At 40.4% G+C, this 16,300-nt stretch carries 9 protein-coding genes; all 9 read right to left on the bottom strand.

What is annotated here, in order from left to right:
• Window positions 1-22: 22 nt before the first annotated feature.
• From WFY05_RS06265 to WFY05_RS06225, 9 genes are read right to left on the bottom strand one after another with little or no spacing between them, the layout of a single operon-like run.
• Window positions 23-1,030 (bottom strand): DUF6090 family protein, encoded by a 1,008-nt coding sequence (locus WFY05_RS06265; RefSeq protein ID WP_340111906.1) that lies wholly within the window; start codon window positions 1,028-1,030, stop codon window positions 23-25.
• A 37-nt stretch (window positions 1,031-1,067) separates the two neighbouring features.
• Complete coding sequence (locus WFY05_RS06260; RefSeq protein WP_340111905.1) at window positions 1,068-1,649, bottom strand: HD domain-containing protein; 582 nt, start codon at window positions 1,647-1,649, stop codon at window positions 1,068-1,070.
• 10 nt (window positions 1,650-1,659) lie between these two features.
• The gene (locus tag WFY05_RS06255) at window positions 1,660-2,547 is read right to left on the bottom strand and encodes a YitT family protein (RefSeq protein WP_340111904.1); all 888 of its coding nucleotides are present in this window, start codon (window positions 2,545-2,547) and stop codon (window positions 1,660-1,662) included.
• 26 nt (window positions 2,548-2,573) lie between these two features.
• The gene (locus WFY05_RS06250) at window positions 2,574-3,614 is read right to left on the bottom strand and encodes an adenylate/guanylate cyclase domain-containing protein (RefSeq protein WP_340111903.1); all 1,041 of its coding nucleotides are present in this window, start codon (window positions 3,612-3,614) and stop codon (window positions 2,574-2,576) included.
• Entirely contained in the window at window positions 3,607-3,987 is a 381-nt protein-coding gene (locus WFY05_RS06245; RefSeq protein WP_340111902.1) for a response regulator, read from the bottom strand. Before WFY05_RS06245 ends, WFY05_RS06250 begins: the two co-directional genes overlap by 8 nt.
• Window positions 3,984-7,166, bottom strand: a complete 3,183-nt coding sequence (locus WFY05_RS06240) for an ATP-binding protein (RefSeq protein ID WP_340111900.1) — start codon at window positions 7,164-7,166, stop codon at window positions 3,984-3,986. Before WFY05_RS06240 ends, WFY05_RS06245 begins: the two co-directional genes overlap by 4 nt.
• Before the next feature lie 2 nt (window positions 7,167-7,168).
• Window positions 7,169-10,060, bottom strand: coding sequence for an ATP-binding protein (locus tag WFY05_RS06235; RefSeq protein ID WP_340111899.1), 2,892 nt, complete (start codon window positions 10,058-10,060; stop codon window positions 7,169-7,171).
• 2 nt (window positions 10,061-10,062) lie between these two features.
• Window positions 10,063-15,093 (bottom strand): sensor histidine kinase, encoded by a 5,031-nt coding sequence (locus tag WFY05_RS06230; RefSeq protein ID WP_340111898.1) that lies wholly within the window; start codon window positions 15,091-15,093, stop codon window positions 10,063-10,065.
• Window positions 15,094-16,242 carry an FIST signal transduction protein gene (locus WFY05_RS06225; protein ID WP_340111897.1) on the bottom strand — a complete coding sequence of 383 codons (1,149 nt, stop codon included), beginning with the start codon at window positions 16,240-16,242 and terminating at the stop codon, window positions 15,094-15,096.
• Between the last annotated feature and the right edge of the window lie 58 nt (window positions 16,243-16,300).

The raw sequence follows: 16,300 nt of genomic DNA, 5'->3' as shown, positions 1-16,300 counted from the left end.
GAATCGGAGCATAATATTTGAATTATTCAATTAAAAGATAACCGTCAATAACTGTTTGGTAGAATTGAGAATCCTGATTTTCATAAACCACTTCAACCAAATCTCCGCCGTTTGTTATGGGGGTATAAAAATCTCCCGGGTTCAATGTCCTGGGGTAATTCCGCCTAAAATCAATAATTCTGAAAACCGTTATAGTTTGATTTGTTGCATTATAGATTAGACTTCCGGTTCTGAACTGAACCTGCTGATCTGTCGTGAATCCGGTAGTATCACTTATATGATTGTAAGGTTTTAATCTTAACTGGTCAAATAAAGCATTTATGTCGGATTCCTTTTCACTTTTTTCAATTTGTTCCAGTTTTGCTAAAATACCTGCCGAAAGGCTTCGAAGAATAGTGACATTCCAAATGGTGTTGTTCAAATAATTATTCCTGAAAAAGGATAATTTATTCAAATAAACAGGGTCATTCAATAGATAATCAATATTGCTTTCAACGGCCAGAGAATCATTCCTGCTATACCAGGAAAAACGATCTGTTAACCAATCATTATAATTTATAACCGTTTCAAAGGATATACTGTAAGAATCTTGCCATCGGTCAAATTGGGCGCTCAAAAGTTTTAACTGAGGAACAATCGACATATATCTATTTGGAATGTGATTCTCGAAACTTAGTGCTGCCGACAGGTTGTCCTGAACCGGGTAAAAATAACGAGAATTGATAGCATTCCTGAAATCCGGGTTTTCCCGGTACATATCGCGCGTTATCTTGTTATTCAACGCCATCGTTATAATTGAATCTTTGTTGTACGCATCAATAATATCCGAATTGGCGAGATATATATTATAATTGAGGTCTTGTCTCAGGGCTTCCAGTGTCCTTTTAAATGCAACATGTTGTTTGCGCTCCTCGTTCCAGTTGTTTACCTGCAGCGCAATCAAAATCCCGATTACCACCAGCAAAATTTCACCAATGGCATAACTAAGGTACTTACCTACTCTATTTTCGGCAGCGAATTTGTAACGCATTTTTGAGAAGAAACGGAGCATAATTAATAATGGATTTTTAATCAGAATTCATTTGCATCAATTCGTGCAAGTGTTTTTGTTTTAGCGGTTCGCGGTATTTTTGAGCAAAAAGTGTATGGTAGCTGTGATTTTGCAGAAATTTTATCTGGAGACTGTTCCATTCAGTTCGTGTATTTAGCTTTCCGAGTGCTTTGAGTTCTTCAAACAGTCGTTCTCCCACCGGATAAAATTTATCTGTTCCCAGGTAATCAAGGTCAGAATCGGCAATAATGTTTTCGAGTTCATTAAGCGGGCGCTGAGGTATTTTGGTAGCCCGGATTATTGCCGAAATCCTGTCAATTTCCTGTGCTGTGTAATTCCATTTAGGCAGGATATTTTTTGCAAACTTTATGCTTCGTTCTTCGTGCTCTTCGTAGCCAAACATAAACCCGGTATCGTGTAAAAGCGCAGCGGTTCGCAACAGATAAGCATCGTAAGGAGTTATTTTCAGTCGTCGAATGTATTTATTGCAATTGTCTAAAACAGCGAGTGTATGCTGAACATTGTGGTAGCTGAGGTCGTCAGACAACTGCGAGCCGAGTTCTGAGACAATAAATTTCTTTAGTTTGGCTATGTTCATTTCGTCTTTTTTAAACGGTATCTTTGTGGTGTTTTAAATAACTTCCTTTTACTTCCTTTATACTCTGAACGAAGAAGAAAGCATGCGGATCCAATTTTGAGATACGCTGCTTAATTCGGTGAATTTCGAGCCTGGTTACTACGGTAACAACAATGTCGCAATCGTACTTAATATCAAAGGTTCCGGGAAGAAATCCCCGCTCTCCCTTGTAAACAGTTATTGCTTTGCCAAAATCATTTACAATGATCGATTTTACCTCCTGGTCGAGTTTTGATATTATGGTCAACGAGGTAAATTCTTCAATTCCGTCAACCACATAATCCGAGGTCTTCATGGCTATGTAGTATACCAGGATGGAGTACATGGCTGCCTCGCGGCCAAATTCGATAGCAGCCCCTAAAATCACCAGCGAGTTGAACAGCATGATGATCTCGCTGGTAGTGAACCCGACTTTCTTTTTGGTATAGTGGGCAATAATTTCAAGGCCGTCAACTACTCCGCCACCACGTATTACCAGGCCAACACCGAGCCCCATCAGGAATCCTCCAAATGACGCCATCAACAACTTATCCTCGGTAATAACTGGTACGCGAACAATCAACATCAGCCCGGCAGTAATCAGGATGGCAATCATCGATTGCACAGCGAAGGTCTTTCCAACAAGGCGGTAACCAATGTAAACAAAGGGAATATTGATTACGATCAGCCAGATACTGATATGAATGAGAAAAGCTTTTTCGAAGATTATGGATACGGCGGTTACACCTCCGTCAACAAATCCGTTAGGGATCAAAAAACCATCAAGAGCGATAACCGAGATGAGACTACCGAGTAAGGTGTATAAAATATATTGGAATGAAAAGATGGATCTCCAGTTGATTCGTTTTGAATTTTTCATATTGCGCTTCCTTCTTTTAGCAAATTCTATTCAATTACTTCATAGGTTATCATTGGCTTGGACTTGTTTTTCAGAAAGATCTCGCCGATTTTCCGGCACTTAAAAAACTCGTTGATTTTATTGTACGAAGTTTCGCTGATAACCACCTGCCCGGGCTCGGCGGCAGCTTGCAGGCGCTGAGCGGTGTTTACCACATCGCCGATAACGGTATAATCGAGACGACGCAAACTCGACGAACCGATGTTTCCCGATATCATTTCGCCACTGTTAATTCCGATGGACACATGAGGTTTGAAGGTGATTCTTTCGGATACTTCGGGCAATTCTGCAATTTTGGTTCGCGCTGCCAAACAGGCATCAATGGCCCTGTCGAGATGGTATTCGCCTTTAAAAACGGCCAGTATAGCATCGCCAATAAATTTATCGATCAATCCGCCCTGCTCGATAATGGCAGGCACCATCACATCGAAGTAGTTGTTCAGCAATTCTACCACGGTATCAGGTTTCTCGTTTTCGCTGATGGCCGTAAATCCGCAAATATCGATAAATGCTACCGTGGCCTCCACGGTTTCATTGGCAGTGAGGGAAACTTCAAACTCTCGCGAATCCATAAAATTCAGCACTGTTTCATCGACATACATTTTCAGGATGTTGTTTTCTTTTACTGCCCGAATGGTATCCCGCATCTGATTGACGTGCTTAATTGTTTTTTCGAGGGTGAGTTCCAGGTCTTTAAAATCGACGGGTTTGGTAATAAAATCGTAAGCTCCGCGGTTCATAGCAGTGCGTATGTTTTCCATGTCGCCGTAAGCCGAAATGATCACCGATTTCAGGATAGAATGTTGTTCGGTGAGTTTGGAAAGTAAAGTTAGGCCATCCATTTCTGGCATGTTAATATCACTCAATACCACATCAACATCGGTGTGTTCCTGCAGCCGTTCGAGGGCCTGAATCCCGTTTATGGCAAAAACAAACTCGTATTCCTGTGCCCTGATTTTCTTTCTGAATTTTTGTTTGACGAGAATCTCCAGGTCTGCTTCATCGTCAACTACCAGTATCTTAGTCATATTCGAGTGTTTTAATTTTTTCTTTAAGCTCCGTGAAATTGACGGGTTTGGTTAAGAAATCGTCGGCTCCGAGTTCCAGTGCCCGGTTGTAGTTTTCTTTGTCGCCATAAGCAGTAATCATCATAACAACCGGTGGTGGATTATGGTTTTTTTCTTTGATCTGTTCCAGCAGTTCCAGCCCGCTCATTCCGGGCATATTTATATCAGAGAGAATGAGTACCGCTCCGTGCATATATTTCTTCATGTATTCCAGTGCTTCTTCTCCTGAATAGGCGAATTCAAAGTCAATTTCACCTTTTTTTATCTCCCTTCTGAAACGTTGTTCGAACAAGGGGCGAATGTCTTTTTCGTCGTCAACTACTAAAATCTTCATGATGTTATGGGTATTTCAATTATAAATGTCGTTCCGTGGCCTTCTTTCGACTCCACTTTTAATGTGCCGTTGTGGCCTTTTGTAATAATATCATAGCTCATGCTCAATCCCAGCCCGGTACCCTGACCCGTGGGCTTGGTCGTAAAAAATGGCTGAAAAATCTTTTCTTTTATTTTGATGGGTATGCCACTTCCGTTGTCCTTTACCCTGATTTCTACCTCGTTTTTGATCTTTTTGGTACTAACACTTACCAGCGGCTTGAAATCTTTCGGCTGTTGTTTTTGTTGGTCAAGCACCGCATAAAAAGCATTGTTGATGAGGTTGAGCAATACCCGCCCGATGTCCTGTGGAACGACTTTTACATTCGGGAGCGACTCCTCTTTATCGAGTATGAAATCGGCATTAAACGATTTGTCCTTTGCACGGAATCCGTGATACGACAACCGCAAATATTCATCGGCCAGTGCGTTGATGTCGGTCGCTTCTTTCTGTCCGCTGTTTCCGCGGCTATGCAGCAGCATTCCTTTTACAATTGAATCGGCGCGTTTGCCGTGGTAGTTTATTTTACTTTCGTTCATGGCAATGTCGGCGGTCAGTTCGTTTATTTCCTCGGTATTGCCGTTTTTTATTTCCTCTTTTAATTCTTCAATCAGTTCACTATTCACTTCCGAGAAGTTATTGATGAAGTTTAGCGGATTCTGTATTTCATGTGCAATACCTGCGGTAAGCTCACCTAAACTTGCCATTTTTTCGGACTGGATAAGTTGTTTTTGCGTAGACTTTAATTGCTCAAGTGTAGATTGAATCTCGTTCTTTTGTTTACTTAATAATTTGTTTGCTTTTTGTTTATTTTTATTGTTGCGGTACAATACCAATGCTAGAAACAGAACGGAGAGGAGAGCGCCGGTAATACTGAAAATCCATAAGCGTTGGACTTTCGTCTGTTGTTCTTTTAAAGTACGCTCCTGTTCCAGTTGATCAATTTCTTGCTGGGTTTTATCAAGCGCTGAACTCATTAACGTTTCAAATACCCCCTGGCTCGATTCATTACTTTCCTCTTTATCAATCACCTCCTGGTATTTCTTCAGGTAATTATAGGCTGAGGTCATGTCTCCAATGGCTTCGTAAATTTTGGAGGTCGTAAGATTTATTTCCTTTCTGTAGTTATTATCCAAATTTACAAATTCTGAATAGGACATCGATTTTATTGCAAAACTTAGTGCCGTTTTATATTCACCCAAGTTATAATAACAAAGCGCCAGTTTCTGGTTAACCCATAACATTCCCCAGGTATTGTTGTAAGGGACATAAATGCTTAATGCCTTTTTGAATTTTGGGATGGCTCCCTCATAATTTTGTAAATCCATTGCGATGTTTGCCTCAAGCTCGTTTTTTTGGGCGAGCCGAACGAGGTAGGTGATACCGGTTGAATCCTGCAAAGCACTGTTAATATAACTAAGTGCTTTATCGTACTGTTTCACTGAATGTAAAGCCCAGATTGTACTCGCTTTTGCATCAATTGCTTCATCAAATCTTTTTAGCCGGGTTAATAAATCAATCAGTTTATCATTGTTTTCTACTTGTTTGGCATACAACTCCATGTTGCTGTATAAATTCCCCATTTCCCAATAAACATTTACCATCATATTCGAATCTTTAATTGACTCAAAATAGTTTAAGGAACTGAGGTAATGTTTTAGTGCCAGTTCATACTGTCCATTCACTCGGTAAGAATTTGCCATTTGAAAATTTAGGGGACCGATAGCACTTGTATTTTTAATACTGCTGATATAGTCCAACATATCATGGAGTATATTCGATTTCTCATTGTCATCGATAACGAGAAAGTTCAAAAAGTTATAATGTAAAATTACAAGGTAGGGATCACCCAGCTTTTTAAACAAAATCACACATTTGTTAAGCGGTTCTATGGCTTCGGCCATTCTTCCTGTTGCATAGTAACTATAAGCAAGCATGGCTGTGATACTTGCAAATATTTCTTTCTCTCCTGTGTCTTTGTATTTACTGCTAAGCGCTAAAAGTTTATTTGTAAGTACAGTATCCCAACGTGATATATATTCCTGGGGGGGTACTGGTTCTTCGTATGATTTATTGTTTCCAGGCGATGACATTAATTGTTTCGCTTTTTCGATATGATAGTTATACATATCACCGTTTCTGAAAAATGCTGCCAGGGTATAATGATAAAGAATTTCGCCTCCCTTAAAATTGAGTTGTCGGGCCAGATCGCGAGCTTCAATAGTTGCGTTAAAGCCTTCCGAGTAGTTCTGGTTGTAAAAATTAAGTCGGGCATATTCGTTTAGCCACCTAACTTTTTCCTCACTGTTATCGCTTTGGTCGATAAGTGTTCGAAGACTGTCAATTTTAGATGCTTCAATAAGCAGTGCTGCACCGGTCAGCTTATAACGATTAGCTATAACTTGTTCAGGGAGATAGCTCAGTGCCGATTTTTCAATGGTTGCAGCATCCAGAATTCCTTCATAAATATTAAAGGCATCTATCGCGCCCAGCCATGTTTGATCGGCACGATAACCACTTTTGGCCAGGTAGGCAACCTGTTCTCCAATATTTTCCAGACGATTCACCGGATACTGTTCATTGGTTTGTAAACCGACAAGCATTCCGTCTACGTAAAACCGGAGTTCTTTATCATTAAAAGTTGTTACAAGATAGTGGGGTAGTCCGTCGTTTAGAGGATTACAATTAACCGTGGTTTCAGTGTTCCAGGCAAAGGTGTCGTTTTTGCATGAGATAGCTGATCTTGACCTGGGATTTGCGCCATTTTGAACAGATTGAAAAATGTAATCACTCCCGAGTATTTCCTGTTCATTTCCAAAATAAGACACCATGGTGTTTTCACCATTATCCTTTCCGGCGACAATAAAAGCCTCCAAAGTTAGAGAATTGTAGCTGCTTAATTGGATTAATCCGGCCGGCAATTTTATGAACTGACCTTCTTCTGTGGTAACAAACTTTCCGTCTTCAATCTTCCCCCCTGTTATTATCCCATCAGCATTGCCAACAAGGTCTTTAGCTGTACCATCTTCAAAGGTGTACGAGTGTGTTAAAACCGGCAGTTGCGCTTGTAAATAGTTTGTTGTGAAGCAACAAAGTAATAGGGTAAAAACAAGAGTTCTGATGCGGAAGTCGGTAATCATAATTATTCTTTGTTAAGTGTTATAATGAAAGTTGTTCCGGTGGCCGGATCTGAAATTAATTTCAGTTCACCTCCGTGCGCTTTCACAATATCATAACTCAAACTCAATCCGAGTCCGGTTCCCTGTCCGGTTGGCTTTGTAGTATAAAAAGGTTGAAAAATCTTCTCTCTGACACTGTCGGGAATTCCGGGGCCGTTGTCGTTAACCCTGATTTCAATTCCATTTAAGGTCTTCGCTGTTTGTACAACAACTAAAGGTTTATAAGAGTTTTCGCTATGCTTAACTTTTTCATTCACAGCGAAAAATGCATTGTTTATCAGGTTAAGCAGAACTCGTCCGATATCCTGTGGCACAACTTCTATTTTCGGAAGATTTTCATCAGCTTCGAGTTTGAAATCGGCATTAAACGATTTGTCTTTTGCCCGGAATCCGTGGTACGACAAGCGTAAATATTCATCAGCAAGTGCGTTTATGTTGGTAAGTTCCTTTTGGCCTGTACTGCCACGGCTGTGAAGTAACATCCCTTTTACGATTGATTCGGCGCGTTTGCCGTGATGATTGATCTTCTCCAGGTTTTGCTTGATGTCGTTTGAAATTGTTTTTGCTTCTTCCACATCACCTTTGTCCAGTTCTTCGTTCATTTCATCAACAAGCTCATTGCTCACTTCCGAAAAATTATTTACAAAATTGAGCGGGTTCTGAATTTCGTGGGCGATTCCGGCTGTGAGTTCACCCAGTGAGGCCATTTTTTCGGATTGGATGAGTTGTTTCTGGGTGGCTTTCAGGTTTTTGTGGACAATTTCAAGGTTTTCGTACGCCGATTTCAGTTCGGCGGCCTTTTTTAATTCTACTTCTTTCCGGGCATTTTCTACTTTAAGTTCGCCTTCTCGTTTTTCCTGCTCGATGGCTTTGTCTGATAATTTCTGAACCTCAACTATCCGGTTCTCAAGATCGACTTTTGTTTTTGCCCTTTCACGAGCCAGATATATTAACATGGTTACTGGCAGACTAAAAATACCTGAAAAGATAATAATGATGCCAAAGAATTCTGAAATACTGGTGGAGAATATTGCTGTATAAGCAAATAGCATTATTGCTGAAGAGAAAATGGCTACACCGGTGCCGATAACCAAGGCATTTCGTTTTTTTTGAACGATCGCCCTTATAATCACTCTGAAACCTTCTATTATGAGAAGTAAAATAAAAGGAACAAGTAAATAGGCAAAATTAAATTTCGATCGCAATGGTGTTATACTAATTAAAGAAATTAATGTGCCAACAACTACAATTAGCCAATATTGCCGGGGCATTTTTTTGTAAAAAACCGTGTAAAGGAAAAAAACATAGCTTGCCATTAAAAGTGGGACAATCATAATAACAACAAGCTGCATCAAATAGGAAATAGTTGAAATTTGATGGCTAATGTTACCGTAAGCAAGAAATCCGAATATCAGTGTGGCTGAACCGGTATACAAGGCAAAGTAAAAATTCTCTTTCCCTTTAGAATAAAAGAAAAACATAAGCAGGTTTAGCAAGGTGAATGCCAAAAAGAAAACAGTGAAAGCTGTAAACAAAGACGTGTTTGAAATATTTTCTTCAATAGATGAATTAATAAGCTTATCCGTTTTACCAACCCTTAAGGTGAATCCGATAAATTTTGCAGCGTTGCCATATCTTTTGTAATCCTGCAGCGCTTTTTGATTGGAATAGCGAATGGCAATAACCTGGATGGATGAAGTGTCAAATTCAGCAATAAAAGGATTGCCATTTGGATTATAGAGTTTTTCATTTATTGAATCGGAACCGATTTGTCCAAAGCTTTGGATGAGTTTGCCATTCAGGTAAATTTGCGAAGCGGCTGTTTGCCTTATTGCTATAGCCACGGCTTTGTTATAAAGCGTAGAATCGATTCGAATTTTTTTGCGGAACCAACCGATTCCCTCCCATGATTTTCCGTTTATATTATCTACATTAAAATTGCTATTCACAAATGTCCAGGAGCTGTCATCGAAGTCTTTTGTCCTGCGATCCACGTCATCACCCGAATGATATTTCCAATCGTTAACCAACACAACTCCTAAATTCAGAGTGTCAAGTCTTGTTTGATTAAACCAACTATGTATTGAAATCAGGTCAGTTAACTGATTGCGAACAGCTATAACCTTTGCAGGAAGATAAGCTTGCGCTGATTTTTCAATGTTTGCTGCATCCAGTATTCCTTCATAAATATTAAAGGCATCGATAGCTCCAAGCCAGGTTTGATCGTTTTTATAACCGCTTTTGGCCAGGTAAGCCACCTGGTCTCCAATATTTGCCAGGAGGTTGTCTGGAAATTCCTCATTTGTTTGTGAGTCGACCAGAAGCCCATCCACATAAAGATTCAGCACTTTGTTGTCAAACGTTGTCACAATATGGTGTGGAAGTCCGTCATCTAATGGGTTGCATCTGGTGGAAGTTAATGTAGTCCAGGGTGTCGAAGGATTTTTACAGGAAATATCCGACCGGGTAAATCCTGTATTTATTGCGGATTGAAAAATATAATCAGTACCAAAACGTCCTTTCACGTTTCCAAAATAGGACAACACCGTGTTGTAAGCATTGCCCTTTCCTGCCTCGATATAGGCTTCCAACGAAAGGGAGGTGTATGAATTAATTTTTATCAGTTTGGCCGGAAGCTCAATGTATTGGCTGTCTTTTGTCGTGATATATTTGCCTTCCTCTATCTTTCCTCCTTTCAAAACTCCATCAGCATTCCCGACGACATCGTCAGGCGTGTTATCATCGAACGTGTAGGAATGTTTTAATACGGCTTTTTGGGCAAAGGTTGCCGGAGGAAGAATGCTACAAAGTAAAACAAAAAACAACAGGGTTTTAAAGTGTGAATAGGTGTGCATGATCATGTTGTTTTAAGAGTTATTATAAAATTGGTTCCGCTGTTTTCATTCGATTCAACGGATATGGTTCCTCCGTGTGCTTTCACAATATCATAGCTCAAACTCAATCCCAGCCCGGTACCTTGCCCTGTTGGTTTTGTGGTGAAAAAGGGCTGGAATATTTTTTCCTTTATATCTTCAGGGATACCGGGACCATTATCGGTCACTCGTATTTCTATCTTGTCTACTAATTTTTTTGTACTTATTGTAACCTCCGGCTTATAGTCTTTACTTCCCGCGTCGGGCTTCCTGTTTCGAGCTTCTGAAACCGCCTGAAATGCATTGTTGATCAGGTTAAGTAATACCCGGCCAATATCCTGAGGAACCACTTCAATTTTTGGAAGCGACTCATCAAGTTCCAGCTTATAATCGGAATTAAAAGATTTGTCTTTGGCCCGATAACCATGAAACGACAATCGTAAATACTCATCGGCCAACGCGTTAATATCCGTGATCTCTTTTTCGCCGCTACTTCCACGGCTGTGTTGAAGCATACTTTTTACAATCCCTTCGGCCCGTTTCCCGTGATGCAGGATCTTTTCGAGGTTCTGAATGACATCACCAATAATCTCATTTATTTCCTCGTTGTTGCCGTTTTCAATTTCCTCTTTCAATTCATCGAGCAATTCGGTACTTACTTCCGAAAAGTTGTTAACGAAGTTGAGCGGATTTTGAATCTCGTGGGCGATTCCGGCGGTCAACTCTCCGAGCGATGCCATTTTTTCGGACTGGACCAATTGCGATTGTGCTGCCTTTAATTCGCTTAAAGTGTTCTCGATTTTGTTTTTGGCTTCTTCCAGGTATTTAAAATCTTCGTATCTGGCAAAGGCAATGGAGAATACTTGAGCAAGCGTTTTAACCAGTTCAATATTATCATCGGATAGAGGAGAACCATCACCTACGTATAACATGCCCTGTTTGAAAGGAACAAAATGGAGATTTAAAGATTCAGGTGCATCCGAAGCGCCCTGGTATCTTTCGGCACTTTGTACCTGCCCGATATCCATCATCGATTTTGTCCATTCGATGAAGGCCTGACGGTTCCAGTGGGTATGAAAAATTCGTTTTTTTCGCCAGTGCTCAAGGGTGTTTTGGGTGAGCTCGTTGGCATCAAACGAAAGGTTTAAGGCAGCGAGAGCCTTGCCTTCAGGTGTCGATAAATACACTTTTACTTTCTGATCTTTCTCGTCGACAATAAAAACGCCACAACGGATAAACGGAACTTCAAGTGCCTGCAGTTCGCGCCAGATTACCGGGGTAATGCGGTTCAGGTCTTCAGAGGTACGCATACTTGCAATTTCACCACGAACACGATCCAATGATGCTTGTTTCTTCGATTCACGAGCCTGTAATTCTGCTTTTTGTAAATCAAGAAAACGGGTGTAAGCTTGTTCGAATACTTTTGCAACCCGAATTAAAATATCATTTTCTTCGTGACTTAATTTTTGACCATAATAGTTGTTGGTTGAAATGCTGGAATACTTATTTATAGCTGACGAACGATAATAATTTGGCCCATCAAGAATATATTTTTTTCGCTTTTCAGGGATGTCTTGCAAATCGGAATATTTAAAAGCATGTTTAAAATAGCTGTGCTTTTCTTCAAAAGTGAAGGAATCTGAAATGAAGGGAATCCCTTTCTCATACGCTTTCAATATTGAATCATTTACCGGATGTTGAAAATATGGAATGTGTATTAACCGGGTGTACGATTCATTTGCAATCCACAGTGAAACGACTTTTTTGTTTTTGATGTCAGTATGAATGTAGGTCGTGTCAGCATTTATATTCAGCAATTTTAACTGTTGGAATACCAGGCTCACTACTTTTGTCAGTTCATCGCTTTTGTGCATGGCCATACTTCGAGCTCTTACTCTTTCCAGCGCAGCTTCAATTTGTGCTTCGCGGGCTTGTTTTTCTGCTTTTTGCAAATCCTGGTACCTTCGGAAAGTGAGGGAAAATACTTTGGTAAAGCGAAGAAAAATATTCAGTTCTTCTTCCGTTAAAGGTTCTACAGAATAAGCAAACAACAGGCCTTCGTTAAAATTGAAGGTATTGAGAATCGAACAGTCGGGGTAGTTCTCTACCAAGGGAAAACGATAATCCGGAGCTTTTTTCAGAACTTCATAATATTTGGGCACTTCATCGCCTTTTAAAGCATAGGAATAATAATCCTTCTTGTTCTTCCAGCTTTCGAGTGCTCCTGCTAACATGGGATGAATTTCAAAATTCAGTTTCCCGCTGAGCACTTCTATTACCTGTTTGTTTTCGGGTGATAGAGGTGTTGACCATAATTCTCCTTCCGGAGGATTGTTAAAAATACAAATGCCGCATCTTTCCATAAGAATACCAAGCCGCGCAAGTTCATTAAATACAATAGCAACAGCATCTGAAATATCCTGGCTGCTTCGCATAGCCATGGCTTTGGCACGAATACGTTCCAGCGACATTTCGATTTCAGCTTCGCGGGCCTGTTTTTCGGCTTTTACAATATCGACATAGCGCCGGTAGGTATGAGAGAAAACATTTGTAAAGCGATAAAATATTTCCTTTTCTTCTTTAGTCAAATGTTTTTTTGTGAAAACGAAGATCTGACCTTCCTTGAAAAGAAAACCGTTAGCAACCTGAAAATCCGGATATTTCTCGATCGTGGGGAAACGGTAGTCCTTTTGTTTCTTTAGTAATTCATAGTATTTCTGCACCTCATTGCCGACCAATTCATAGTAAAAATATTCTTTCCCTGATTTCCACTGATCATATACTCCCTGCAATAAGGGATGGATTCTTGAATCTAATAATCCGGCAACGATCTGAACATCTTCCTGATCCTGCGCATCCAACGGAGTAGACCAGACTTCCATCAGAGGAGTTTCCTCGGAAATGAGCACAATTCCGTTTCTTTCCATTTCAATTCCCAATCGGCTTAGTTCCTTAAACACAATAGCAACCGCACCCGGAATATCGCTACTGTTCCGCATAGCCATGGCTTTGGCACGTACCCTTTCCAAAGACATTTCAATTTCTGCTTCGCGGGCTTGTTTTTCTGCTTTCTTCAGGTCCTGGAAACGAGTGTATGCCTGACCAAAAATTTTGGCAAACCTTCTTAGCAATGCATCTTCCTCATCAGTAAACGGAGTGCTAATGTTTTTGATAATTGATACCCATGAATCTTTTAAAAACACTGCCGACCAGGCATGACCCGGTTTGTCCAGCAAATACTTTTTCATTTCCTGTGGCGAGTCGACAAATTTGGGTTGCGTATAAGAATATTCTATCCAAGCATCCTTTTCTTTTTTTGTGAATATTTCCTTGTTAAGATTGGAACCTCCGTTTTTGTAGATATCAATTGCTGCTTCTATGCGATGAAAAAAAGGATGGTCAGTATGCGGAAAAGTAACTGAATCTAAAAAAGAATCTCCATCGAGATTCATATAAAACCACAAGTTCCAATCATCTCCCGGCTGCGGTAACCCATCACTGAAATTGGCAATTTCCAGGGGAATCCCAAGTTTTACCAACTGATCTGCCAATAATTTGAGGACGCCAAGCAAATCATCGTATTTTTGCATGGTAATTGTCCGGGCGCGAACTCGTTCGAGCGCTGCTTCTATTTCTGCTTCTCTTGCCTGTTCTTCTGCTTTTTGGAGATCGAGGATACGGGTGTAAGCCTGTTCAAATACTTTTGAGAAGCGCTTGAGGATATCGATTTCCTGATCGCTTAGTGTTTTGGCATGATGTATATGAATGCCTATCATCGAGTTTTTTTGAATGGCAAAAGCTTGGGTCAGATGAGTTTGTGCCAGTATCCATTCTTTGCGGTCCTGCGGAACGATTTTCAAATTAGTGTGTTTAAAGGCGTATTCGAACCAAATGTTTTTTTCTTTCCCGTATATATTTGAAACGAAATCCTTTTTATTATCCCAGGCATCATAGAAATCGTTGATTGACGGAGCGTCATAGTAAGGTAATCTGAATCGCGCTGGCTGTGTTGTTTTATCTTCCATCCAGAAGTCAAAACCCTTGAATTCTTTTATCCTTGTTGCAATAAAAGCAGCTCCGTCCATAGCAAAATCAAGTGCCTGTAATTGTTCGAATACAACGGAAACAACTTCATTTAACTCTTCACTTTTGCGCATGGCCATACTTCTCGACCGCACTCTTTCCCTGGCAGCTTCTATCTGCGCTTCGCGTGCTTGCGCTTCAGCCTTGCGCAGATCGAGGAAGCGGGTATAGGATTGCTCAAAAACTTTTCCGAATCGCCTTAAAATATCATTTTCTTCTTCTGAGAACTTTCTTCCATGATGGTTAATGATAAATATTGTGGTGTGATTTGAAACAATAGAGGATCGGGTGTAACCTCCCTGCCTCGATAGAATTTCCTTTTTGCGTTCAGGAGGAGCCTCAGTATAAGGTGGATGTTTGAAAAGGTGTTCGAAAAATTTCATCTTCTCTTCATACGGGAATTCCTCTGTAAAAAATCCCGGGCCCTTTTTTATTCCTTCTATAAGCCCTGAATAAATGGGCGGGGCATAAAAAGGGATGTGAACACGTTCAACATACTCTGCTGTGCCACCGGCTCCCCAGCAGTTAAGATCTGCTTTATTTTCTTTGTTGATGGCAATAAATGCGCCCCCGGTGATGGCAATATTCAAGCTTTTTAATTGCTGATGAACCGTATTAATCACGTCCTGCAATTCGGAAGTATGGTGCATGGCTAATGAGCGACTTCTAACCTTTTCCAGGGCGGCCTCAATTTCCAGTTCACGGTTTTGTTGTTCAATAGCATTTCTCTTTTTCTCCAGTTCTTCGATGGTTTCTTCAAGCAAAATGGCGGTGGTCCGTTTTACTTTTTCTGTTCGGTCAAGCTTAAACGAAGTGATTTCAAATTCTTTTTCAGCTGCTTTAACTGATTTTAAAAGAACATTCTTTTGGTCCTCCGATAAGCGATTATCCTGCTGAATTATTTCACGAATATTTTCAAGGTTATGGTTCATCTATTTTTCTTTTAACACTACACAGCACGCTGTTAAATTGTGCAAATCATTATTGCCATCGGTGGCCCTGGCAATTTCACCATTGCTAAAGAATCCGGCCATTGGAGCGTTCCAGACCTCGTAGATTCCTTTTATTTCATCATCTATCATGGGGCCAAGTGACATCTGACGCCCCGCGCAACTAAAAACGATCACAGCATCCGCCTCCGGGATTTCATTCTCCTTTAGTTCTTTCAGTCCGTCAACTACTTTTTCTATAACATCAAAATCCGGAGGAAGTGAGAACCTTACCTGAGAACCTTGTGGTACTTTTCCCCCACAATAGAAAGAGCCATCTTGCCAGTCGATTCTTAACCCTGGTCGCATTACCGGAGCGCCTTTTTCGCGCTGAAGCTGAAGTGGGAAATTTGCCGCAATAGCTGCCAACTCCTCTACTGAACCGGCACTACCAACTTTTAATTCGTCTAAACCGCCATATTTTCTTGTCAGGTCGAGTACCGGAATATCATCAACCATATAAACATGGTTTCCCTCGCTCTTTGTTACCGTTTTTGGTGTACCGACAGCTTTCCAGCCATGAGTTGCACGTCCTTTTATTTGAATTTTGTTCTCGTCGAGAACAAGAGTAAGTATCCCGTTATTGCTTGATCGCTTATTTGTGAAAACAAATTGATCGGTAAAGGAATAATTATCGCCTGCCATGCCGCCAAAAATGTTTGCCTCTTTACCTAACACATTTTCAAGTCCCGAAATAATTTCTTCGGCGTCGGTATTAAAATTACTTCCGGCTACCAGGAATGCCGGATTTTGAAACTTTTCGAGTGATTTATTTGCTATTGACTCCGCGACTTCACTATAATTTCCATGTTGAAATTCATCAAAAAACAGGGTAAAATATTGCGGATTGATATCCAACAAAATAATTGCAGTTGAGTCAGCGTCTCGCTCATCGTTTATAAACTCGCCATTTGTTGTTGCTCCAAATATTGAAATTCCATTAGCGTCCAGTAGTTCACAAATACTTTCCCTGTCCTGACTGATCGATGGGAAAACAATTGCCAGAGTTGGCTGAAAGTCATCTTTCGTACAATTCAGTAGTTCAACTTTAATCTCTTCCGATGATTTTCCTTTTATCGCTTTAGCTTTCATGATATTATATCTTTAAAAGACCAGTTCCATTTTGAAGGAAATAGTTATCATAATTTAT

Origin of the sequence: Maribellus mangrovi (assembly GCF_037646455.1) — a bacterium.
Classification (GTDB): Bacteria; Bacteroidota; Bacteroidia; order Bacteroidales; family Prolixibacteraceae; genus Draconibacterium; species Draconibacterium mangrovi_A.
This window is presented reverse-complemented; position numbering and strand designations above follow the sequence as displayed.

Excerpts from the sequence above, each read along its gene's own strand:
- WFY05_RS06255 (WP_340111904.1), bottom strand. The coding sequence starts at position 2,547 with ATGAAAAATTCAAAACGAATCAACTGGAGATCCATCTTTTCATTCCAA.
- WFY05_RS06245 (WP_340111902.1), bottom strand. The coding sequence starts at position 3,987 with ATGAAGATTTTAGTAGTTGACGACGAAAAAGACATTCGCCCCTTGTTC.
- WFY05_RS06240 (WP_340111900.1), bottom strand. The coding sequence starts at position 7,166 with ATGATTACCGACTTCCGCATCAGAACTCTTGTTTTTACCCTATTACTT.
- WFY05_RS06250 (WP_340111903.1), bottom strand. The coding sequence starts at position 3,614 with ATGACTAAGATACTGGTAGTTGACGATGAAGCAGACCTGGAGATTCTC.
- WFY05_RS06235 (WP_340111899.1), bottom strand. The coding sequence starts at position 10,060 with ATGCACACCTATTCACACTTTAAAACCCTGTTGTTTTTTGTTTTACTT.
- WFY05_RS06225 (WP_340111897.1), bottom strand. The coding sequence starts at position 16,242 with ATGAAAGCTAAAGCGATAAAAGGAAAATCATCGGAAGAGATTAAAGTT.
- WFY05_RS06265 (WP_340111906.1), bottom strand. The coding sequence starts at position 1,030 with ATGCGTTACAAATTCGCTGCCGAAAATAGAGTAGGTAAGTACCTTAGT.
- WFY05_RS06230 (WP_340111898.1), bottom strand. The coding sequence starts at position 15,093 with ATGAACCATAACCTTGAAAATATTCGTGAAATAATTCAGCAGGATAAT.
- WFY05_RS06260 (WP_340111905.1), bottom strand. The coding sequence starts at position 1,649 with ATGAACATAGCCAAACTAAAGAAATTTATTGTCTCAGAACTCGGCTCG.